This window comes from Paenibacillus methanolicus (assembly GCF_008124765.1).
In the GTDB taxonomy this organism is placed as follows: domain Bacteria; phylum Bacillota; class Bacilli; order Paenibacillales; family Paenibacillaceae; genus Paenibacillus_Z; species Paenibacillus_Z methanolicus.
In genome coordinates this window covers 1,110,878-1,132,631 of record NZ_VNHS01000001.1, presented here as the reverse complement: position 1 = coordinate 1,132,631, position 21,754 = coordinate 1,110,878, and the positions used below count along the sequence as shown (strand labels likewise).

The window sequence follows — 21,754 nt, the reverse complement described above, 5'->3', positions numbered from 1 at the left end:
TTACCGACGTTAAATGATCGGGCTGAGCGCCGCGATGAAGCTAAGCTCCGGCTGCGTGCGGCCTTGATTCGGGACCATGTTCCCGAATTCGTCGATGCCGAAGACGGAGAACAGCACTTGGGAGGCGGACGAATTCACCTGGACCTCGTAGGCTACGTTCCCGCCGATGACATACGTGCGGATATTGTAGGAGTTGGCGGCAATGACGAACGAATCGACATAAGCGGTATAGAACGTCGTCGAGTTGACCGTGGCGAAGATTTGGACCGTGATCGTCGAGGCGGCCGACGTGTTCAGGTTGCGCGTGCTCAGTACGATGGTAGAAGAGGCTGTACCGGTCGCCCGCGTATTGGTAATCGTTCCGGTTGAAAAGGGCATCCTTGTTCCTCCTTTCCCTGAAGCGCTTGGCGAGACGCTGGCCTTAGAGCGAATATAGGAAGAAGCGGTCTCTAGCAGTACTCTATGAAAATAGCGTAGGGAATGTCGCGGTGTTTGTACTCGTCATGAAGCAGGCTGCGGCGTAATTCGTTTGCTATCCGCGGCAACTAATCATACTATACTACTCGGATTTGTGGTGATAAGCTAATTTCATAGCGAATACAGCATGCGATGAAGGGATCGTGAACGAGATGAAAGAGGTTCAAACCTCCTGCGGGTGCGGATGCGCCGCAAGCCGAGGAACGGAGCTTGCGGCGGTCGCGGTCGGGGCGCAAATGGCGGCGGCCGCCGAGACGCCGGAATCCGCATTGACCGGCGATACGGTTCGCGAACAGTCGAAGATTGCGTATCGGGAAGGGGAAGAGGCTGCTGGCGGAATCGCAGGGATTAAAGACCGAGCCGGCATGATCAAGATTCCCGGCGGCGCGTTCCGCATGGGGACCGACGATAAGAACGTCTTCTCCTTGGACGGAGAAGGACCGTCGCGCCTCGTAACGATCGACCCCTTCTATATCGACGAGACCGCGGTAACCAATGCCCAATTCCTGGCGTTCGTCGATGCGACCGGCTATGTGACGGAAGCGGAACAATACGGCTGGTCGTTCGTCTTTCATCTATACGTGCCGGAGCGTCTTCGACCGTGCGTCACCTCGGTCGTGCAGAACGCGCCATGGTGGTGGAACGTAGCAGGCGCGTACTGGGGCGCGCCGGAAGGACCCGGGACAAGCATCGAGGACAGGCTGTCTCATCCGGCCGTCCATATTTCCTGGCATGACGCGTCCGCTTATGCCAAATGGGCGGGAAAGCGGCTGCCGACCGAGGCGGAGTGGGAATATGCGGCCCGCGGCGGATTGGACGGCAAGCGTTATCCCTGGGGGGACGAGCTGACGCCGGATGGCGAGCATCGTTGCAATATATGGCAAGGGACGTTCCCGCGGGTTAACGAGGTTGAGGACGGCTACGAAGGCACGGCGCCCGCGCGTTCGTTCGAGCCGAACGACTTCGGACTGTACAACATGGCCGGCAATGTATGGGAGTGGTGCAGCGATTGGTTCAGCCCGGAATACCATCGCTCCGGTGAGAGCGTGAATCCGCGCGGCGCCGCGGGGGGCGAGACGAGAACGCTTAAGGGCGGTTCGTATCTATGCCATCAGTCCTACTGCAACCGCTACCGGATAGCGGCGAGAACGTCGAACACGCCGGACAGCTCGACGGGTCATATGGGATTCCGCTGCGCGGCGGATGCTTAAGATGCATAGACGATGCAAGCTATAACGCCCTTGAAGTCAGCCCCTTCGTCAGACTTCACTAAAGTGAATCGCGCCGCAACGCCGAGATGATTCCTGATTGGACAGTAGTCGTCCTTTTTGCTGCCCAATGGAGTTGAATAGCTTAGCCGTCTTGCAAATTCAGTAGGAACCTGCAGGGGAACAAGAGAGCCGATGCCGCGAGTGGCATCGGCTCTTTTCGATTATTCGACCATCCGGATCAATGATGACCGAGGCTGATCATGCCGACCGGCCTTTTTGCCGCGCTCGCGACGCGCCACGCCGAATGCGGCGGCAACAATTGCCAGTTTGCGATATATCGTATAGAATCGGTGGTAATACGATATATCGGGAAAGGAGGCAGGCTATGGCGATGGTTTGGCAAGAGGAAGAACGTCTATTTGTGCACGACGGTTCCGAACGCGATTCGACCGGTACGGGCCGAAGATATTTCAGCCGGGGCGGCGTGAAATACGCGCTGCTCGAGCTGCTGATGCAGTCGGGCATGCACGGCTACCAAATGATGAAAGCGCTTGAAGAACAGTCGGACGGCACCTACAAGCCGAGCGCGGGCACGATTTATCCGACGCTCCAGATGCTGCGCGATCAAGGCTTCGTCAACGCATCCAAGGTGGACGGCAAGAAAGTGTTCGAGATCACCGAGGAAGGTAAGGTATATTTGCAGGCGGAGAAGGAGCTGCAACAGCTCCAGGAGAACGAAGCGAAACCGGCTGTACGGGATGAAGCCGAACCGCCGGCATCGGAGGTCGGCCAAGAGCAACCGCAAGAGGAGACGCCCCAGCGCAAACGCCGGCTGACCCCGGCAGGGAAGGAACTCATCCATCTGATGAAAGCCGCGGAGCGCGAGGCGCTCCAAGATCCGGCCAAAGCGGCCATGCTGCGCGCCGCGCTGCACGGCTTGCGCTTCTCGCTCCGCCAAATTCTCGAGGAAGACCGGACGGATGCGGGAGAAGCCCCCTAATCTCGCGCAACCGCAATCCTGATCAGCCAATCTTTACGAATAGGGAAGTGAGCGCTACGTGAAATCGCAACGGATTTTGGCCGACTTCTTCCGTCGAAGCTGGCCCGTGTACGTGCTGTCGATTACGTTTCACCTCGTCTCCAATATGATCAATGTGTTCTATCCGAAGGTGCTCGGCGCCTTCACCGACAAGCTGGCCGGCGGCGAGCTGACGCGCGGTCTTGTCGTGGATTACAGCCTGCAGCTGCTCGCGATCGGCATTGCCAGCGTCGTGTTCAGCGGGATTGCCATGTACCTTGTCATGTACGTGGGCCGCACCTTCGAGCGTGGCGTGCGCGGCTTACTCTTCCGCCACTTCACGCGGATGGGCGAGCGCTTCTACGCGAAGAACGGCGTAGGGAAGCTCCTTAGTTATTTCATGAATGACGTGACGGCCGTCCGAGAATCGATCGCCATGGGCATTAACCAGACGGCCAACGCGACGATGTTGCTGCTGTCGGCCATGACGATGATGATTATCAGCGGTATCCCGCTCTATCTTATCGGAGCTTGCGTGTTCCCGCTGCTGCTCATTCCGTTCATCGTCGTCTATCTGGGTCCGATTATTAGGCAGCGTTCGCTGCACGTGCAGGAGGCGCTCGGCAAAATGACGGAGACGGCCGAGGAGCAGTTCGGCGGCATTCGCGTCACGAAGAAATTCGCGGTGGAGCCGATCATGAACAGGAGATTCGGGCAGACGGTCGACGACATACGCGCCGCGCAGCTGCGCCTTGTGCGGGTATCGTCGTTCTTCCAAGCGCTCGTTCCGTTCCTCGGTACGATCGCGCTGATCATCGCGCTCGCGTTCGGCGGTTATTTGACGATCGCAGGCCGCTTGTCGCTCGGCAATTTCGTCGCGTTGACGCTGTACGTCCGGATGCTCATGACGCCGCTGCAGCAGATCGGGAACGTCATCAACTCGATCCAGCGCTCGCGGGCGTCGCTTGAACGACTGAACGGGCTGCTCTCGCAGTCGCCCGACATCGTCGAATCGGATGCCGCGACGGAAGCGGACCTTTCGGATTGCGCGATTGAAATCGACCATCTGACCTTTGCGTACAGTCCCTCCTCGGAGCCGGTATTGAAGGATGTCAGCGTCCGGATCGAACCGGGCGCGACGCTCGGCATCATCGGCCGAACGGGAAGCGGGAAGACGACGTTAATGAAGCTGCTGCTCCGGATATACGATCCGCCGCCCGGCACCATTCGTTTCGGAGGCGAGGACGTGAGGGAGTTGACGCTCGAGAGTCTCCGCGGTCAAATCGGCTACGTGCCGCAGGACGGTTTCCTGTTCAGCACGACGATACGCGAGAATATCGCCTTCTCCGACCGAACGGCCGTCATGGGAAGCATCGAGGACGCCGCGCGGCAGGCGCAAATCCATGCCAATATCGACGAGCTGCCCGAGCGGTTCGAGACGAAGCTCGGCGAGCGGGGGCTTACGTTGTCGGGCGGACAGCGCCAGCGCACGAGTCTGGCGCGCGGCTTGATCAAGCGGGCGTCCGTCATGATTCTCGATGACAGCGTCAGCGCCGTCGACGCCGTTACCGAGAAGGACATTATCGACTCGATCCGGCGGGAACGACACAACAAGACGACGATCATCATCGCCCACCGGATCAGCGCGATCAAGCACGCGGACGAGATCATCGTGCTGGACGACGGCGAGATCGTGCAGCGCGGCACCCATCGCGAGTTGCTGGAGCAGCCGGGTCTCTACGCCGATCTTCATGCCATTCAGGAGGAGGGGAGCTTGCATGCGACCGGCACAAGCGATTCATAATTGGCAAGCGGATCATAAGGGCGATCACGGCGGACAGGAGGAGAAGCCGCAATATATATCCGCGTTCAAGGCGCTGTCCGGCTACGTGAAGCCGCATCGCTGGGCGCTCGCCGGCGTGATGGCCTGCACCGTCGTCGCGATCCTGTCCGAGCTGCTGCAGCCGTACTTGATGAAGATCGCGATCGACGACAACTTGCTCGCGGGCAAGAACGATTTTCGCGGACTGCTGCTCATCTGCGCCGTATACCTGGGACTGTCGGTCAGCAGCTTCATCTTCGCCTATTTGCAGAACAACTTGCTGCAGCAGGTCGGCCAAAGCATTGTCGCGCGAATCCGCAAGCAGCTGTTTGGCCATATCATGAAGCAGTCGATGGGTTACTTCGACCGGATGTCCAGCGGCAGTCTGATCACGCACGTATCCAGCGATACCGAAGCGCTCAATCAATTTTTCAGCCAAGTGCTGCTCAGCCTGTTCCGGGACGGTCTGACGATATTGTTCATCCTGGTTCTGATGTTCCAGCTGGATACGACGCTGGCGCTGTACTGCCTCGTGCTGCTGCCCGTCATCTTCCTGATCGCGATCGCGTTCCGGTCCTTCATGCGCGCGACGTACCAGCTCGCGCGGACCCGGTTATCCCGTATGGTCGCGTTCGTGGCCGAGAACCTGTCCGGCATGGGACTTGTGCAAGCGTTCCATCAACAGAAGGAGCAGCAGCGACAGTTCGACGAGCGCAACGGGCTTTACTTTCGCGCGAATTTGCGAGAGATCCGCACCAATGTCTTATTCGGCCGGACTTTCGATATATTGAGCAACCTCGCGATCGCGCTCGTGACGTGGATCGGCGGGATGGCGGTGCTCGGGAAGCAGCTGGAGTTCGGCGTCTTGTACGCGTTCATCACGTATATCCGACAGTTCTTCCAGCCGATCAATACGATTACCCAGCAATGGAATACGCTGCAATCCGCCACCGTGGCGATATCCCGCATCTGGACGATTTTCGGCACCGAGCCGGAAATCACGGACAAGACGGAAGAGACGCCTCGATCGGCCGAACGATCCGTCACGCGCAAGCAGATGACGTTAACGACCGAACGGAGCCAAGGCGTCTCCGAAGAAGCGCACTCGTTCGGCAGCGTGAGAGGCGAGATCGACTTCGAGCACATATCCTTCTCCTATGAGGAGGGCATTCCGATTATCCAGGGACTCGATCTGCATATCGAACCCGGCGAAATGATCGGCGTCGTCGGCACGACCGGCGCGGGCAAAAGCTCGCTCATCAGTCTGCTGTGCCGGTTCTACGACGTGAAGGAAGGCAGCATACGAATCGACGGGACGGACGTGCGCGATATCCCGCAAGCGACGCTGCACCGGCTGATCGGGCTCGTTCAGCAGGAGCCTTATCTCTACTCGGGCAGCATCGTCGACAACGTGCGCATGTTCGATGATTCGATCAGCCGGGAGGACGTCATCCGGGCATGCGAATTCGTCGGCGCGGACGGGATCATCCGTAAGCTTCCGGATGGGTATAACACGCTGCTATCGGAGCGGGGAAGCGGCTTGTCCGCCGGCGAGCGGCAGCTGATCTCCTTCGCCCGGATTATCGTCTTCAAGCCGAAGGTGCTTATTCTCGACGAGGCGAGCGCGAACCTAGACTCCCAGACCGAGCAGCTGATTCAGAACGCGCTCAACGTCGTATCGAAGCAGCGGACGACGATCGTCATCGCGCATCGGCTCTCGACGATCATGCAGGCCGATCGGATTATCGTGATGAGCCATGGAGAGATCGTCGAGCAGGGCAGTCATCAAGAGCTGATTGAGCTCGGCGGCCAATATCGGGAGTTGTACGAACATTCGCAAGGACAGCAGGCGGGCTAGCTAGGAGCGGATCGGTCGAATGTGAGGCATTTCGGGGCAAACGGGGTAAAAAGACGTATCCGGAGTTCGAAGCGTGCAGAACCTATGGAACGACATGCATGCGAATTCCCGGGCATGAACCGCATTTTCGCCGGAAAGGAATGATATCGATCGACCGTTACATCTATGCCGCCATGGCGATCGCTTACGCGATCTTGTTGTTTGCGGGGTTAAGCATCATGAGAAGAAGAGGAACGCTGGAACAGCGGGATCTGGTGCTGCTCGTCTTATTCGGGCTATTCTACGATAACGCGGTCATCGCGATCGGCGGCGCGATCGGCGAAGGGAACCTGCTGCGGGCGTTCAGTTATCCTCGCTTCTGGCTGCACGCCTTGTTCACGCCGCTGCTCGTCGTCGTCGCCGTCGATATTGCAAGAAGCGCGCGCATCCGCGGCTGGTATAACCGTTCGTTGCCGATCGTCTTGGCATGGGTTGTCACGCTGGGGCTTATCATCTACCAGTCGCTGGCCGTCACTAGCCAAGAGGTGGCGAACTTGAAGGTGGAAGAAGAATACGGCGCGCTGCGTTACGGCACGTCGGCGGAATCTTCGTTCCCGATCATGGTGCTTGCCGCGGCCGCGGCGGTGCTGCTCGTCGGCGCGATTCTAATCGTTCGGCGTCGTTGGCCGTGGATGCTGGTTGGCGTCGGCGTGCTCATCTTGGGGAGAGCAATCCCGATCGAGATCGACAGCTCCGCGCTGACGAATATTTTCGAGCTTATTTTGCTGGCGTCGATTCTGTTCACCATCCGGCGCTTCGATCGGAATCGGGACCGCGCGCAGTGGGCTCCGGCTGCGATTCCGTAATCTAGTCTGTATTAGTCCAAGTTCACGCGAACCTCTCGAACAATCGGTCATACCGGTTTCGAGAGGTTTTTTGTGAATTTATGTGATTTCAATAGGAATATCAACACAGAGAATAACAATAGGAATTAGAGTTGTATTGGCGAATGGATTCTAATATCGGGCAAGTTGTAGTTGGGATTGGTCATTCTTGCGCGACTCGTCTTTCGGATCGCTGACCCACTTTAGAGCGGATCAGGCGCCGCAAGGCGCGCCGGACCGGTGTCTGGATGGTTGCCCCCCCGCGGAAGACTGTCTCTACTATGCGCCGAATATCTATTTGACGGACGATACCGAATGGCCGACTTCGGCGATAAGCGACGACCCGAGCTTGGAAGCGCGGCGCGAGGCGCTGAAGACGGGCCCGTACGGACGTTGCGTCTATCATTGCGACAATGACGTGGTCGATCATCAGGTCGTCAATTTGCAATTCGCGAATGACGTCACGGCCGCCTTCACGATGAGCGCGTTCACGCGGGACGTCAGCCGCACGATCAAGTTAATGGGGACGAAAGGCGAAATTCGGGGCGCGATGGAAAAGAACGAAATCGAAGTGCTACGCTTCGGCAGCGGCCAATCGAGGCGGATTGCGCTTGATATTCCGGGCGGGCATGTCGGTCACGGCGGCGGCGACAACCGGCTAATGGCGGATTTCTTGAAGCTCGTGCGCGAAGGAGGCGGCAGGGAGGGACTTACATCGGCTAACCGGTCGGTGCAAAGCCACTTGATCGCGTTCGCGGCGGAACAGTCGCGAATCGCGGGCGAGGTCGTGGAGATGGCGCGCTTTCGCGGCGGGCTAGCAGTTCTATAGCGGATGGCCCGACATTAGTGGATTAAAAGCGGACAACCCGGCATAAAGTGTACAAGTTTGCACTTTAGGGCCGGGAGTGAATCGCGCTTGAGTATCCAGCTGCTGATCAGTTACGTATTGCTTGGCTTAACGCTTGCCGCGCCGATCGGGCCCGTCAATTCCGCCCGACTGGACAAGGGGATCAAGAACGGCTTCTGGCATGCGTGGATCGTTGGGACGGGGTCGATGATGGCGGATGCCGTGTTCATGCTGCTCATTTACATGGGCGTCGTGCAGTTTCTTAACATCCCGATCGTACAAATTTTTCTGTGGCTTTTTGGCGGCATCATCTTGATCTATTCCGGTTTCGAAAGCATTAAGTCCGCCAATAAAATTCCGGTCGCGTATCAGGGCAGACGCAAGGACTCGCTGTGGCGCAGCTTTCTCGTCGGCTTCATGCTATCGATCACCAGCCCGATGTCGATTCTCTTCTGGCTTGGCATCTACGGATCGATTCTCGCGAAAACCGCCACGACGTACGGAACGAGCCATCTGCTGCTCTACAGCAGCATGATATTCCTTGGTCTTATGCTCTGGGATGTGTGCGTCGCGTCGCTGACGACCGGCATGCGCAGGTTCTTGAACGAGAAGAGCTTAGTAGGAATCTCCGTGCTATCGGGATTGTCGCTCATCGGTTTCGGCTCGTACTTCGGCTTTCAAGGCATTCAGGCTCTAGTTAGTTAAAGGTTCGCATCGACGATTGCAAACTCTGGCTGCTTCTGGTTAAAAATGAGAGCGTTTCGAGACGGATAACCGCACTTTCGATGGAGATATTATATGTGTTCTCGGTTGCAACCGGGCACGCCATTATCTCACTTCAAAGGGGCGTTCACGACATGGGCGTATTAAGCGGCAACCCGAAAGACGAACCGCTGCACTACGGCGAGATTTTCGCGATTTGGCAAGCGTCGACTACGGCGAAAGGCTGTGTATCCTCTTACAACGCGCTGAAATTCCATACGGGAGATAAAGAGCTGCGGCAAATTCTCGAAGAGGGGATTCGTCAAGCTCAGCTGGAAATCGCCGAACTGGACGAAATTCTGATCGCGAACGGTATTACGCCGGCACCGACGCTGCCCGAGCGTCCGGAGGCGAAGCTCGAGGAGATTCCGATCGGCGCCAGATTCGCCGACCAGGAGATCGCCCCGATGGTGTCTGCCGACCTCGCAGCCGGGCTGGTAGCCGCCAGCACGGTGATGGGGATGTCGATTCGCGAGGACGTGGGCGCATTATTTGGAAAATATCATGTGACGAAGGCAGCGCTCGGCGTGAAAATGCTTCGTTTAAGCAAAGAAAAAGGATGGCTCATGCCTCCGCCGCTGCAAATCAAACGTCCGGAAGCCGTCGGCGCCGGCGTCTAATTTCGAGAGAATACTTTTCCCGACAGCGAAAAATCAAACGTTCAAAGGGCGGCCCGATACGGGCTGCCCTTTTGACGTGATTAATGCTCCGGCCGATGAATCTGCAAGGGAGGCAGAATGAGCCAGCCCTTCTCTTTGCTAAGTTCCAGCGCCGCGGCAGCCGAAGCGAGATGCAGCGTGTGATATTTGGTGAATAGGACTCCGACGTCAATACGAATGGCGCTGGCGATGACTTGGCTGCAGGCGACAAGTCCCATCGCGATATCTTCGCCGACGGCAAATGCGATTTCCGGATCGGTCAACCTCGCACCCGCTGGTATATCTTCCAGTTTGACCGGCGGTCGTTCCGGAAGCGTTGGCGGCGGCAGGTGGCCGTTATGTACGAGCATCTCGTCGCACTCGGCCGCCGATTGTTGCGCTTGTTTGACGAGATTACCCACCAGATGTTTTAAGTCGTCGTCGCCCGCATGCGATAAATAAAGCTGATAAGTGGAAATGGCCGTCTTTTTTCGGGCCGAGTAGGTCCACAGGTTGAATATTTCGCCGTAATGCAGCGGCTGATCTTTCGGATTACCCTTCAAAATCCCCATTCTCGCGCTCCTTAATGTTGGTCTGTCAACAAGTATTGCCGTGCAACGACAATCTATAGACGGGATATTTAAAATTAAAATAAAAAGAGGCCACGGCAGCGCCATGGTCTCTTGTCGGCTTATTACGTGATTTTGGTAGGGGCATGTGCGTTTCGTTTCGGTTCGAAACGGTCGATGCCGCCTTTCGACTTGGCCTTCGACTCGGGCTTGATTAGCCACAGAATCGAAAGCACGGTAAAGATCGATACGCCGGCGACCGTCCAGAAGACTGGACTTGCCCCGTTTCCCATGAGGAGAGCCGCGAGCGGCGGACCCGCGGCAACGCCGATGAATCGCATGCTGCTGTATAGCGACGTCACGGTGCCGCGCTGTTCTTTCTCGATCCCCTCGGTAATGAGGGCGTCCATGCAAGGAAGCATCACCCCGATGCCGATGGAGCCGATGCCGATCCAGACGAACCACATGGTTAGCGTCGCGGGCGGATTGATCGCGCACAGAACCGACGTGGCGGATAGCAGCGCCATGCCGCCGACCGATAACCACTTCATTAGGTTCTTTTTTTCGCCGATCCATTTGCCCGTAAGGAACGACGCCAGACATAAGGCAGACAGCGGAATGGCTAGCAGCGCGCCTTTCATGACGCCTTTATAACCGTATTGGCTCTCCAGCCGTTCGGATAAATAGAATAGCGTCGTGAAGATGGCGAACATGCCGGCGCCGCCGCTAATGAACACGCCAGACAACCACTTTCCTTCGTTCTTGAATATAGTTTTGACCTGTCTCCAGAACGCGGAGAACTTTGGTTTTTCTTGCTCGTCGCCGCTTTTTTGTTCGGGCGTATGGATAAGAAACAAAATCATGGCTGCGGATATGATGCTGAGCACCGGAATGGCATAAAACGGCATGTACCACGCCCACAAAGCGATCAGCGAGCCTAAAATCGGACTTAGCACTTTGCCGAACGTGTTGGAAGTTTCCACAAGTCCAAGTACGGAGCTCGCTTCTTCTTCCTCCTTAAACAGATCCCCCGTAAGCGGGAAGACGATCGGAAATGCGCCTGCCGCTCCCGCGCCTTGAACGAATCGTCCAACCAGCACGAGCATGTACGAACCGTCGCCGACGGACGAAGCGATGGCTGATAGCAAACCGCCGGCTGCGGCCAACATCAACGCAGGGATCATAACCTTCTTGCGTCCGAACCGGTCGGACAAATACCCGGCGATCGGGATGAGAAGAATGGCTACGACCGAATACACGGTAATAATCAGACTGATCTGGAACGCCTTGACGCCAAGCTCACGCGACAGCTCCGGAAGAATGGGAATCAACATGGAATTCCCAAGGGTCATCATGAGCGGGACGGAGGCCAGCGCCGCAATGGCCGCGTATTTGCGCAAACTCACCCTTGATCCTCCTTTATGATGCGGTATGCTCGCCCGATTCGGTTAGCGCGGCTGTTCGAGCAGGCCTTTAGGTAGGATGGCGAGTTCGCGTTGTTTTATGTGTTGACCGAACAGGGATAATGTTGCGGCACGCAAAGCAAAATAGAACGTCGGTCCATTACCCCAAAGGAGGAGTAACGCGTGTATTTCTATAAGGAAGATCTCATCAATATCATCGTCCCGGATAAGCCTGATCCCGCGGCGGCCCGCGTCCTCCAGGAGGCGCTTGGCGGACGATTCGGCGAGATGCGTACGATGATGCAGTTTTTTTTCCAGAGCAGCAATTTCCGCGGCAACCGGACCGAATTCCGCGACTTGGTCCGCGGCATTTTTCTGGAAGAAATCGCGCATGTCGAGCTCGTCCAGAATACGATTAACCAGCTGTTGACGGGTACGGGCGAAGAACTGCCGGGCAACGCGGGCATCGACGCAGCGCCGCTCGACGAATCGGTCAAGCATGCCAACCCGCACCACTTCATCGTCGGCGCGCAGAGCTCGCTGCCGGTCGACGCGGCCGGACTGCCATGGCAGGGAAGCTACGTCTACGCGCATGGCAACTTGATCGCCGATCTGATGGACAATCTCGTGCTCGAATCCACCGGCGTTCTGCAGAAGTCGCGAATTTACGAGATGAGCTCGAACAAAGCGTTCCGCGAAACGCTGGCGTTTCTTATCGTGCGGGACAACGCTCACCAGAACGCGTTCGCGAAGGCGCTCGAGAAGCTGGGCGTCGAGTGGGGCAGGCTGTTACCTGTGCCGAACTACGATTTGAACAAATACCCTGAATGCCGGAAATACGTCGACATGGGTTTCAACAACGCGCTGTTTAATTTCCGCCTAGACGATACGCGCATCGCGGAAGTGTTCAACGGCGAATCGCCAAGCCGCAGCGGCGGACAGCTGCAGGTCGTGCCGCCGCCTCCTGGTTACCCGCTGCCGTACAATCCGGAGCTGCCGAACGAACATAGCCCGGGCTTGACGGACATGAACCGGTAGCGGGCGAGCATCCCGTATGTCGAGCGCATCCTCATCCAACCAAGCGTCCAAGTCCAAGGCCAAAGCGAACAAGGGAGAGTTGGCGTGGTGGCAGCTCTCCCTGCTCGGGATTGGTTGCACGATCGGGACCGGTTACTTCCTTGGCTCCGGGATCGGCATCAAGATAGCGGGACCGTCCATGGTCGCTTCGTTCTTGATCGCGGCTGCCGGCACGTACATCGTATTCCATCTGCTGGCGAAGATGACCGGCGAAGATCCCCAGGAAGGCTCCTTCTGCTACTATGCGGGCAAAGCTTACGGGAAATGGGCCGGATTCGGGAGCGGATGGAATTATTGGGGCTCGAAAATATTGATCATGGGCAGCCAGCTGACCGCGCTGGGGTTGATGACGCAGTTTTGGTTCCCGAAGGTACCGCTGTGGATTTTCGCGGCCGTATACGCGGTACTGGCCATCGCGGTCGTGCTTCTGGGCACGAAAGGTTTTGATAAGGTAGAGAATATATTAGCGGTAACGAAGACGGCCGCGATCTTCATGTTTATCATCCTGGCGGCAGCCGCGTTGTTCGGCTGGATCCACGGCGGCAGCGACGCCCGCCCCGGTTGGCCGGACGGCTGGCAGTCGTTCGCGCCCGGCGGCTACCGAGGCTTCTGGTCGTCGCTAATCTACGCGTTCTATGCTTATGGCGGCATCGAGACGATCGGCCTCATGTCGATGCAGCTGAAGAAGAAGGAAGAGGCGTCTAAGGCCGGCAGCGTGATGCTGATCGGACTGACGGTCATCTATGTCATCTCGATCGGTCTCGTCACCTTCATGGTCGCGCACAACGCGATTAGCGAGAAGGAAAGCCCGTTCGTCACCGCGCTGAAAAGCTACGATCTGGCATTCTTCCCGCATGTGTTCAACGCGGCGATCGTGACTGCCGGATTCTCGACGATGACGGCTTCGCTGTTCGCCGTCACGAATTTGCTCGTCACGCTAGCCAAAGATTGCGACGCGCCGAAGCTGTTCGAGCGTAAGTTGAAGTTCCGGGAGCTTCCGCTGCCTTCGCTCGCGTTGGCTACAGCCGGAATCGCCGCGTCCATCGTGACGGCTCTGCTGCTGCCCGGCAAAATTTACGCCTACATTACGACGGCCGCGGGAATTATGCAGATGTATAACTGGGGCTTCATCATCGTCTCCGCGATCAAGGTGCTTCAGTTGAAGGCGACGGATAAGACGTTCGCGGCCATCGGACTAGCGTTGCTGCTGGCGGCAGTCATTGGCGTCGTGCTGGAATCCGATATCCGATGGGGGTTCTTCATAAGCCTCGCCTTATCCGGGATTATCGCGGTGGTGACGCTCGTCATGCAGAAGCGGATATGGAACAAACAGCACACGAAGAAGCAGGCCTAAGCAATTGCGGCCTGCTTCTTTTTTGCGTTGGACCATTCAGGGATCGCTTACAAGAGCGGAATATTGCCGTTCTCGCAAGCGAATATCACTTCATCATTCCAGACCGATGCTTGCACCTCGCCGATATGGGCTTTGCGCAGCAGGAACATGCACAACCGGGATTGACCGATGCCGCCGCCGATCGTATAAGGCAGTTTGCCGCTTAGGATCGCTTGATGGAATTCAAGGGATTGGCGGGCTTCCTCGCCCGATTCGGCCAGCTGATCGAGCAGGCTTTTCTTGTCGACGCGGATGCCCATCGACGAAATTTCGAATGCGCGTTCCAATACCGGATACCACAGCACGATGTCGCCGTTCAACTGCCAGTCGTCATAATCCGGGGAACGGCCATCGTGCTTCTCGCCGGAACGAAGCAAACCGCCGATTTGCATGACGAATACCGCGCCGTATTGCTTGGCGATGACGTTCTCGCGCTCTTTTGGCGATAGCTCCGGGTACAGCGTCTCTAGTTCCTGGGTCGTGATGAATTGGATTTTCTCCGGCAAAATCGGCGATAGCTGCGGGAAACGGCTGCAAAGGTAAGCTTCTGTTTGGCGAACCGCCGCGTAAATGTTCAGCACTTCCGATTTCAACGTATTCAGCGTCCGGTTCTCGTAGGCGATGACTTTCTCCCAGTCCCATTGGTCAACATACAAGGAATGCAGGTTATCGAGCGCTTCGTCGCGGCGGATGGCGTTCATATCGGTATAGAGACCTTCTCCAACGGGAATGCCGTACCGGGCAAGCGCCATGCGCTTCCATTTCGCCAGCGATTGCACGACCTCGAGCTGCGCGTCGGCCACGGCAGGGGCGTCGAACGAGACGATACGCTCGATGCCGTTCAGGTTATCGTTAATGCCGGTGCCGTTCTTTAGCAGGATCGGGGCGGAAACCCGCGTCAATTGAAGGGCGTCCGCAAGAGCCCCCTCGAAATAATCCTTGACCGCTTTGATGGCGCGTTCGGTCTGAAGCAGATTCAGTTTCGGTTCGTAGCTCCGCGGCACCACTACAGTTGTCGACATGTTGTTGTAGCCTCCAATAACTTTGGGAATGATGGGCTTTCGCCTCGCTTGCACCTCAGTAGTTTATTGCGTTAAAGCAAGTACGGTGACATGGGATACGCGAAAAAATTTCAATCCCATGTCCCCATCGCGTAGATATGTCAGTATAATGGAAGCTATTCACCCATACGCGGCGCGCGAATGGATGCCCATTAGAGGAGGGGACGCAGTGACGCTGCAGCAATTGAAATACGTCATCGAGATCGCCCGGCGCGGCTCGATGAACGAGGCGGCCAAGCGGCTGTTTATCTCGCAGCCGAGCTTGTCGAACGCGATCAAGGATTTGGAGGAAGAGCTGGGGATCACGATATTCGAGCGTACGAACAAGGGCATTTCGTTATCGATGGAGGGGACCGAGTTTCTCGGTTATGCGAGACAAGTGGTCGAACAGGCGGAGCTGCTGGAGAGCCGCTATTTGGACGCCAAGCCGTCGCCGCAGCATTTCTCGGTGTCGACCCAGCATTACGCGTTCGCGGTGAACGCGTTCGTCTCGCTGGTCCGGCAATTCGGTCAGGAACAGTACGAGATGGCGCTTCGGGAGACGAAGACGCACGACATCATCGAGGATGTACGGACGATGCGAAGCGAGATCGGCATTCTATATTTGAACGACTTCAATGCGAAGGTAATTCAGTCGCTGCTCAAGTCGGGTAACTTGGCGTTCCATCCGCTGTTTACCGCGAAGCCGCATATTTTTATTAGCGTGCATAATCCGCTGGCGAAACAGCGGAGCGTGACGATCGATCAGCTGCAGGACTATCCGTATTTGTCGTTCGAGCAGGGCGAATACAATTCGTTTCACTTCGCCGAGGAGATTCTGAGCACCTTGACCTATCCGAAGCGAATCCGGGTTAGCGATCGCGCGACGCTGTTCAACCTGTTGATCGGCTTGAACGGCTATACGATCTCGACTGGCGTGCTGAGTTCCGATCTGAACGGCAATGATATCATTCCGGTTCCGCTCGACTGCGACGAGACGATTCAAGTCGGCTGGATTTGCCACCGCAATCTGGCATTGTCCAAGTTGGCGCTGTCGTATATCGAGGCGCTGAAGGAAGCGACGGGTCAAGCGGAACGTCTATCCTAATGATATTCGCATTCGCGAGGGGGCTGGTTGGCCTGGCGGGCATAGGTGTACAAGTAGATTGAAGGTAGGGGGACGGCCGTTCGAACTCGGAATTTACAGGTTCGAAACAATCGCGTTGCCTTCTCGACGCATTCCGCCGTTACACTAGTTTTATGAACACGTACCACCCATAACGCGAATTCAAGGGAGACGATACACGTGATGAACACGATACGTACGGTCCGAACGACGGCTATCGCCGCATGCGCCTTGCTGATGCTGGCCTCCTCCGCAGGAGCAGTCACGGCCGCGGCCGCGACTGCTCCGAGTCCGGCGCCGGCCGCGACCGACTCGCGCATGAACGCGGGCGTAATCGCCAAATTCGAGGAGCTGCTCGAGCAGAAGGGCGGATTGCCGCAGGCGAGCGCGTATTTGTACGCGAATCTCGACCGGCTGACCATCGCGCAGACGACGAACATGGCGCTGCATCTGGAAGAAGCGATCAGCAAGCAGCTGAACGTCACGCAGCTTCGCTTCGAGCCGGCAGCTATGCAGGAAGCGATCGGCGCCATCTATAAGAATGGCGACACGTTGAGCTCGCTGATCGCGAAGACGAAGGATGCGAAGCTCAAGGCGCTGCTGACGCAGACGCGCAACAGCGGCTATAAGCTGGAGACGGGCGAAGGGATGTATTACATCGTTGCGAACTATGCGACTTTCAACAAGTATTCCGCGCGCTTGACGAATGAGATCCGGGATTACTTCAAGGTGCGGGCCGCGGAATCCGATGCTCGGACGATGAACGACGGGGCGCTCGCCATCGGCTACGACCAGCTGGCGGAGCGGGCCGCGGCCGCGGAGCAATTCCTGAAGCAGTATCCGAAGTCGATCCGTACGGCGCAGGTGAGCGGGCTGTTCAACATCTACAACGTGATCACGTTCTACGGGGCGAACAACACGCCTCTATTCGATGACGACACGAAGGCGATGCGCGAAGCGGCCAAGACTGGTTATGCGAAGGCGTTGGAATCGCTCGGCTCGGCAGACGGCGAATACGTGGACAACTTGAGCGCGTTCATGGACGTGCTGAAAGACCATGACTACAAGTTGACGAAAGAAGTCGAGCAATTCCGCGCGGCCAACGTGCCGATCTGATCGCTTGAAATTCCGCCGCTCCCGTTAGATGCCCGCTAGGTTGGGAACGATATGAAGGACTAGTCGATCTTGAACCGATGGGAGCGGCAACATGAAAATCGTCAAAGCGGCGGCGTTCCTAATGATCGCCGCCGCGCTGTGGCTGCTGAATCACCGTTATTTTCATTTCTCGCCGGAAGGCGTAAAGCGCTACATCCTGTCCTTCGGCGCTTGGTCGCCGCTCATCTATATCATCGTTTACACGATTCGTCCGCTGCTGTTCTTCCCCGCGACCGTGTTGTGCTTGGCGGGCGGGCTCGCCTTCGGGCCGGTCTTGGGCACCGTTTACACGATGATCGGGTTTACGTGCGATTCCATACTCGTGTTCGTCCTGGCTCGCAAGTTCGGCGGCCGTCTATTCCGCGCGCCGACCGGCCGTATCCTGGAGTGGCGGGAGCGTCTGGAGAAGCGCGGTTTCCTGACGGTCTTCACGCTGAGGCTCATCCCGGTCGTCCCGTTCGACGTGACGAGCGTAGCCGCGGGCTTGTCGTCCGTGCGATTCACGCCTTACATCGGCGCGACGGTAATCGGCACGGCGCCGGTCACGATCGCCTATAGTCTGCTGGGCGACCGGCTCGGCCGAGGGTTCGGACCGGCGCTGTTACTGGCACTTCTGCTCGTGCTGCTTTTCGCGCTGCTGCCTTTTCTCTGGCTTCGTCGCCGAAGACGAGGTAGAATAAAGGGATCGTAACGAGATATAGGGAGGAAAGCGCAAGTGGAATCGAAACGTTTGGCGGCAGTGGAAGCCGTGAAGGAAATCGAAGACGGCATGGTCGTTGGACTCGGAACCGGTTCGACGGCTTATTACGCGATCGTGGAAATCGGCCGAAGAGTCGCCGAGGGGCTGCGAATTCGCGCGGTGGCGACGTCCGTGCAGTCCGAGGAACTCGCGGTGTCGCTGCATATTCCGATCGTGCCGTTCGCGGAGATCGAGACGATCGACGTCACGATCGACGGCGCCGACGAAGCGGACGGAGAGCTTCACCTGATTAAAGGCGGAGGCGGAGCGCTGCTGCGCGAGAAGATCGTCGCGGCGTCGAGCAAGCGGCTGATCATCATCGCCGATGCGAGCAAAGTCGTCGAGCGGTTGGGCAAATTCCCGCTGCCGGTCGAGATCGTGCCGTTCGCGTACGAGCTGACGCTGCGCAAGCTGGCCGCGCTCGGCTGCGAGCCGGTCATCCGGCAGAAGGACGGCGGCGCGTTCCGGACGGACAATGGCAATTTGATCGTCGACTGCCATTTCGGCGCGATCGAGCACGTGAAGGCATTAGGGTTGGCGCTGCACGGTATTCCGGGCGTCGTCGAACATGGCCTGTTCATCGGCATGGCGGACAAGTTGTTCGTCGGGCAAGAGGACGGCGCGATTCGCGAGCTGGCGCCTGCGCGATAAGCGGCGGCGGCTGGCATCTGACGGCAAGCAAACACCCCCTGAATGGAGTTGAACCATTCAAGGGGTGTTTACGTTGCCGCGCCTAAAGCAAGGAACAATTCGCAGGTTGCTGGCACCGGCACGAGCGTGTCTGGATTACCTTGGCGAAGTCCTTGGCCGAAAGCCGTTCGCAGAGCGCTTATTCGACGACGAAGATTCGATCGAGACATTCGCGCGAGCGGTTAACGGGGCGGAGGAAATGTCCGGCGCCATCGACTATGGCGCTTATTTTCTAATGACGGTTAGATTGGTTAACGGAAACTCTCGCGGGTTCCACTTGAACATTCATCGAACCGAGGATGAGCAAACCGGATTGCTCGTTCGGCTCGAGAACACGAATGTCGGCTATCGAATCCCGGTCGAATTGTCGGAGCGCTTGGAAGACATCATTTACGATCCTTCATAGAATGAAGCCGCCCCGCTGGTCATGGTTGCCATGACCAGCGGGGCGGCTTTATTTTCATAAGCAATGTACGTTAGTTCACGATCTGGAAATCATCGAAATTCAAACGGCTGCCGGACGTCCCGGCGACAAGGATTCGGAATCGCACCGCACCGGTTTCGTTAACGGCGATGGTCTGTTCCGTCAAGGTGGACGTGCTGTTGTAAGAGACGGATACGTCCGTCCAGGTCGAGCCGTTGTTGACCGACTTCTGCAGTTTCCACGTCGCGCCGGTATCCGTTCCGAAGTTGGCGTGTTTTACTTTGACGCTGACGGCTTTGGCGGCGTTGAAGCTCATTGCGATGGAGCCTGCGGCTCTCACCCGCGCAGATTGGGTGCCGTTCTTCCGATCGGAAGTCGAGTTGCCGATCAGCGCGTTGTCGAAATACCAGGCACCGCTGCCAAGCGTCACGCTGCCTGCGGTGTAAGCGGTCTTGCTCCCGCTATCGAACGATTCGGACAGCGAAGCGGCGGTGGCGCTCGTGACCGTGACGTTGAATGCATCGCTGGCCGTGCCGCCCTTGCCGTCGCCCGCGGTCACCGTAATCGTGGCCGAACCGGCCGCGACCGGCGTGACGGTCAGCGTCTTGCCGCTTACCGAGACGGTGGCGACGGACGAATTGCTCGACGCCGCCGTAAGCGTGATCGCATCGCCGTTCGCGTCCTGGAACGTGCCCGCAGCATCGACGGCGAACGAGCCGCTGCCCGCCGCGGCGGAACGGTCCGCGATCGGCGTGGCGACGGTGGGAGCCGCGTTCGACGAACCGCCCGCGTGCGACCCGAGATACGTAATCGTATCGGCAGCGTACGCATCCCACTGCGTCGCGACATACGACGTGCTGCCCGCGGCGACCGAGCTTTTGCGCACGAGGGTCTTGTCCGTTCCGAAGGACGAGCCGGCCGTGCCGATGACGTCGATCGTCGTGCCGTTCTGCTTCAAGGTCACGGCATCGTCGCCGTTGAAGGCTAGCGAGGAGCTGGTCAAGTTGGCTTTGGCCAAGATCGCGCTGGACGCGCTCGCGTTCGCCACCACGTACGTGCCGCCGCTGGCCAACGTGCCGGTCAAGCTGATCGTCGCCGTCGTGTTCGACTGCGCGATCGTAAACCCGCTCAAGCTGATCGACGCGCCGGACCCGTTGTAAATTTCGATCGCTTTGTTGTTGCTGCTGCCTTCGACGTATTCCGAGAAGAACACGTTCGTGCCGGTGCCGCCTCCGCCGCCCGGGCTCGAAGCATAACCGTAAGAACCGGACTTGAATGTGGAAGCATCCCACCATTTGTACCCGGCTGCCGGAGCGGCCCATGGCTCGGATTGCGGTTCGGTCGACGTCTGCGGCGTCTCGATCGACAGGAGCGGCGTAGGCTGATCGAGCGTCAGTCCCGACACTTGATTCAGCGACGTATAGCTCTCCGGCGTCGCCAGCCAGTTCACCATATTCACGAGCAGTTTCGCGTCGCTTGCTTCCTTGAAGCCGTCGTAAGTCGTTTTCGTGCCGCCCGTCTCCTCCCGGAGATACTTAGGCGTCACGTCCTCAACCGGTGAAGAATCGCCGATGAACCCGGCTTTGCCCGCGCCGAACTTTGATACGGCGACGTAAGGACCTTCTGCGACTCCGCCGCCCGCATAGACGCCTTGGTCGACGGCGTTGCCCCACTTGGCGGTAGTGGACGGCAGGTAGACGATGCCCTTCGCTTTATTCGGATCGATGATGGCAAGCGTGGAGCCGGCATGCATCGCGACGGAGGTCACGCCGTTCGTAATGTTGAACGCCTGCGCGGGCGCGACGATATTCGTGGCGCCGACGTCGCCGATCGCGTTGTAGCGGAACCGGACGCCGAAGTTCGTCGCGAGCCAATCGGAACTGGCGACGCCTTGCATGACCGCAGAGCCGGCTTCTTCCGCGCTCATGCCCTGGGCCGGGTTCGACCAAGCGCCGCGGCGGTAACCGTTGAACACTTCGGAAGCGTCCCAGCGGTTCTTGTTGCGGTCGGCGTTGTAATGGTCGGAGACGAAGAAGATGCTGCCGCCGCTCTGGACGTATTGCACCATGGCGGCTTGTTCGCTCGTTTTGTACGGAACGTTGGCCTCGGGAATGACGAACACGTCATAGCCTTGCAAGTCCGAGAGGGTAATGGGGCTTGCCTTGCGCAATTCCTTCACGTAGTAGCCGCTATTCGCCAGCGCGTTGCCGAAATCCGAGAAGCCGCCGTCGATGACCCAGTCCGCGGCGCCGGCGGTCTGGGCGTGGGTATTGTCGAACAGCACTTTTTTGCCGTTCGCCGTGCCGACGGGCTGGATGACGGGGGCGGGATCAGCCGGGCCTTCGGCCATCGCGGGGACGGAGAAGGGCAGCAGCGCCGCCAGGGCTACCTGAGCCGATAGCGCGATCGCGAAATACCCCCGGGCTTTTCGATTGGAAATCAACATTAATTTTCCTCCCATACTCGGTATTTTTTTGAGGCAGTTCGAAAAATAGTCGACAATGCCGACTTTTTGAACTCGCACTTATACGTCTCAAATAAAGGGCAAATCTCGTATAAGTAAGCACATTCTATCATTTCTTTCTCGCGGTGAATGATAAGTATTCATGAAAGCAGCGTACTTTTTTACATCTTGGCTAAAG

Annotated in this window: 19 protein-coding genes and 1 pseudogene; 15 read left to right on the top strand and 5 right to left on the bottom strand. The window is 57.8% G+C overall.

What is annotated here, in order from left to right; all coding sequences use genetic code 11:
• Positions 1 to 9: 9 nt before the first annotated feature.
• Positions 10 to 378, bottom strand: a complete 369-nt coding sequence (locus BCM02_RS04380) for a hypothetical protein (protein WP_148927792.1) — start codon at positions 376 to 378, stop codon at positions 10 to 12.
• Between the two features lie 335 nt (positions 379 to 713).
• On the opposite strand from BCM02_RS04380, the gene BCM02_RS04375 reads away from it, so the two are divergent.
• The 8 genes and pseudogenes from BCM02_RS04375 to BCM02_RS04340 all read left to right on the top strand — a co-directional run bounded on the left by BCM02_RS04375 (position 714) and on the right by BCM02_RS04340 (position 9,478).
• Positions 714 to 1,688, top strand: coding sequence for a formylglycine-generating enzyme family protein (locus tag BCM02_RS04375; protein ID WP_187434032.1), 975 nt, complete (start codon positions 714 to 716; stop codon positions 1,686 to 1,688).
• A 385-nt stretch (positions 1,689 to 2,073) separates the two neighbouring features.
• Entirely contained in the window at positions 2,074 to 2,688 is a 615-nt protein-coding gene (locus tag BCM02_RS04370) for a PadR family transcriptional regulator (protein WP_187434014.1), read from the top strand.
• A gap of 58 nt (positions 2,689 to 2,746) precedes the next feature.
• A complete protein-coding gene (locus BCM02_RS04365; RefSeq protein ID WP_148927789.1) occupies positions 2,747 to 4,510 on the top strand; it encodes an ABC transporter ATP-binding protein in 1,764 nt (587 codons plus the stop codon).
• Positions 4,485 to 6,386, top strand: a complete 1,902-nt coding sequence (locus BCM02_RS04360) for an ABC transporter ATP-binding protein (protein WP_148927788.1) — start codon at positions 4,485 to 4,487, stop codon at positions 6,384 to 6,386. The genes BCM02_RS04365 and BCM02_RS04360 overlap by 26 nt, the downstream gene beginning before the upstream one ends.
• 218 nt (positions 6,387 to 6,604) lie before the next feature.
• Positions 6,605 to 7,231, top strand: coding sequence for a hypothetical protein (locus BCM02_RS04355; RefSeq protein WP_148927787.1), 627 nt, complete (start codon positions 6,605 to 6,607; stop codon positions 7,229 to 7,231).
• A 196-nt stretch (positions 7,232 to 7,427) separates the two neighbouring features.
• Positions 7,428 to 8,078, top strand: a pseudogene (locus BCM02_RS04350) (gfo/Idh/MocA family oxidoreductase); the annotation flags it as partial.
• Positions 8,079 to 8,165: 87 nt separating this feature from the next.
• Positions 8,166 to 8,801, top strand: coding sequence for a LysE family transporter (locus BCM02_RS04345; RefSeq protein ID WP_148927786.1), 636 nt, complete (start codon positions 8,166 to 8,168; stop codon positions 8,799 to 8,801).
• A 152-nt stretch (positions 8,802 to 8,953) separates the two neighbouring features.
• Positions 8,954 to 9,478 (top strand): DUF3231 family protein, encoded by a 525-nt coding sequence (locus tag BCM02_RS04340; RefSeq protein ID WP_148927785.1) that lies wholly within the window; start codon positions 8,954 to 8,956, stop codon positions 9,476 to 9,478.
• Positions 9,479 to 9,558: 80 nt separating this feature from the next.
• On the opposite strand, the gene BCM02_RS04335 is transcribed toward BCM02_RS04340, so the two are convergent.
• Together BCM02_RS04335 and BCM02_RS04330 are read right to left on the bottom strand one after the other, a co-directional pair.
• Positions 9,559 to 10,068: a DUF3231 family protein gene (locus BCM02_RS04335; protein WP_148927784.1), complete on the bottom strand. Its 510-nt coding sequence runs from the start codon at positions 10,066 to 10,068 to the stop codon at positions 9,559 to 9,561.
• Between the two features lie 122 nt (positions 10,069 to 10,190).
• The gene (locus BCM02_RS04330) at positions 10,191 to 11,471 is read right to left on the bottom strand and encodes an MFS transporter (protein ID WP_246183190.1); all 1,281 of its coding nucleotides are present in this window, start codon (positions 11,469 to 11,471) and stop codon (positions 10,191 to 10,193) included.
• 180 nt (positions 11,472 to 11,651) lie between these two features.
• On the opposite strand from BCM02_RS04330, the gene BCM02_RS04325 reads away from it, so the two are divergent.
• Both BCM02_RS04325 and BCM02_RS04320 read left to right on the top strand, forming a co-directional pair.
• Complete coding sequence (locus tag BCM02_RS04325) at positions 11,652 to 12,506, top strand: manganese catalase family protein (RefSeq protein WP_148927783.1); 855 nt, start codon at positions 11,652 to 11,654, stop codon at positions 12,504 to 12,506.
• Positions 12,507 to 12,522: 16 nt separating this feature from the next.
• On the top strand, positions 12,523 to 13,899 hold the full coding sequence (locus tag BCM02_RS04320; RefSeq protein WP_148927782.1) for an amino acid permease: 1,377 nt from the start codon (positions 12,523 to 12,525) through the stop codon (positions 13,897 to 13,899).
• A 47-nt stretch (positions 13,900 to 13,946) separates the two neighbouring features.
• Here BCM02_RS04320 and asnA read toward each other — a convergent pair whose 3' ends face one another.
• Positions 13,947 to 14,960, bottom strand: coding sequence for an aspartate--ammonia ligase (gene asnA / locus BCM02_RS04315; RefSeq protein ID WP_148927781.1), 1,014 nt, complete (start codon positions 14,958 to 14,960; stop codon positions 13,947 to 13,949).
• A gap of 208 nt (positions 14,961 to 15,168) precedes the next feature.
• Here asnA and BCM02_RS04310 point away from each other — a divergent pair, with 208 nt between their 5' ends.
• The 5 genes from BCM02_RS04310 (at position 15,169) to BCM02_RS04290 (ending at position 19,094) form a co-directional block, all read left to right on the top strand.
• Positions 15,169 to 16,086, top strand: coding sequence for a LysR family transcriptional regulator (locus tag BCM02_RS04310; RefSeq protein ID WP_148927780.1), 918 nt, complete (start codon positions 15,169 to 15,171; stop codon positions 16,084 to 16,086).
• A 198-nt stretch (positions 16,087 to 16,284) separates the two neighbouring features.
• On the top strand, positions 16,285 to 17,220 hold the full coding sequence (locus BCM02_RS04305) for a hypothetical protein (protein WP_148927779.1): 936 nt from the start codon (positions 16,285 to 16,287) through the stop codon (positions 17,218 to 17,220).
• A 91-nt stretch (positions 17,221 to 17,311) separates the two neighbouring features.
• Positions 17,312 to 17,950: a TVP38/TMEM64 family protein gene (locus tag BCM02_RS04300; protein WP_148927778.1), complete on the top strand. Its 639-nt coding sequence runs from the start codon at positions 17,312 to 17,314 to the stop codon at positions 17,948 to 17,950.
• 24 nt (positions 17,951 to 17,974) lie between these two features.
• A complete protein-coding gene (rpiA, locus tag BCM02_RS04295; RefSeq protein ID WP_148927777.1) occupies positions 17,975 to 18,649 on the top strand; it encodes a ribose-5-phosphate isomerase RpiA in 675 nt (224 codons plus the stop codon).
• A gap of 106 nt (positions 18,650 to 18,755) precedes the next feature.
• Complete coding sequence (locus BCM02_RS04290; protein WP_148927776.1) at positions 18,756 to 19,094, top strand: hypothetical protein; 339 nt, start codon at positions 18,756 to 18,758, stop codon at positions 19,092 to 19,094.
• Positions 19,095 to 19,164: 70 nt separating this feature from the next.
• Here the strand turns inward: BCM02_RS04290 and BCM02_RS35830 are convergent, their stop codons facing one another.
• Positions 19,165 to 21,558: a lamin tail domain-containing protein gene (locus BCM02_RS35830; protein WP_246183189.1), complete on the bottom strand. Its 2,394-nt coding sequence runs from the start codon at positions 21,556 to 21,558 to the stop codon at positions 19,165 to 19,167.
• Between the last annotated feature and the right edge of the window lie 196 nt (positions 21,559 to 21,754).

Excerpts from the sequence above, each read along its gene's own strand:
- BCM02_RS04335 (WP_148927784.1), bottom strand. The coding sequence starts at position 10,068 with ATGGGGATTTTGAAGGGTAATCCGAAAGATCAGCCGCTGCATTACGGC.
- asnA (WP_148927781.1), bottom strand. The coding sequence starts at position 14,960 with ATGTCGACAACTGTAGTGGTGCCGCGGAGCTACGAACCGAAACTGAAT.
- BCM02_RS04340 (WP_148927785.1), top strand. The coding sequence starts at position 8,954 with ATGGGCGTATTAAGCGGCAACCCGAAAGACGAACCGCTGCACTACGGC.
- BCM02_RS04380 (WP_148927792.1), bottom strand. The coding sequence starts at position 378 with ATGCCCTTTTCAACCGGAACGATTACCAATACGCGGGCGACCGGTACA.
- BCM02_RS04300 (WP_148927778.1), top strand. The coding sequence starts at position 17,312 with ATGAAAATCGTCAAAGCGGCGGCGTTCCTAATGATCGCCGCCGCGCTG.
- BCM02_RS35830 (WP_246183189.1), bottom strand. The coding sequence starts at position 21,558 with ATGTTGATTTCCAATCGAAAAGCCCGGGGGTATTTCGCGATCGCGCTA.
- BCM02_RS04360 (WP_148927788.1), top strand. The coding sequence starts at position 4,485 with ATGCGACCGGCACAAGCGATTCATAATTGGCAAGCGGATCATAAGGGC.
- BCM02_RS04320 (WP_148927782.1), top strand. The coding sequence starts at position 12,523 with ATGTCGAGCGCATCCTCATCCAACCAAGCGTCCAAGTCCAAGGCCAAA.
- BCM02_RS04370 (WP_187434014.1), top strand. The coding sequence starts at position 2,074 with ATGGCGATGGTTTGGCAAGAGGAAGAACGTCTATTTGTGCACGACGGT.
- BCM02_RS04355 (WP_148927787.1), top strand. The coding sequence starts at position 6,605 with ATGAGAAGAAGAGGAACGCTGGAACAGCGGGATCTGGTGCTGCTCGTC.
- BCM02_RS04375 (WP_187434032.1), top strand. The coding sequence starts at position 714 with ATGGCGGCGGCCGCCGAGACGCCGGAATCCGCATTGACCGGCGATACG.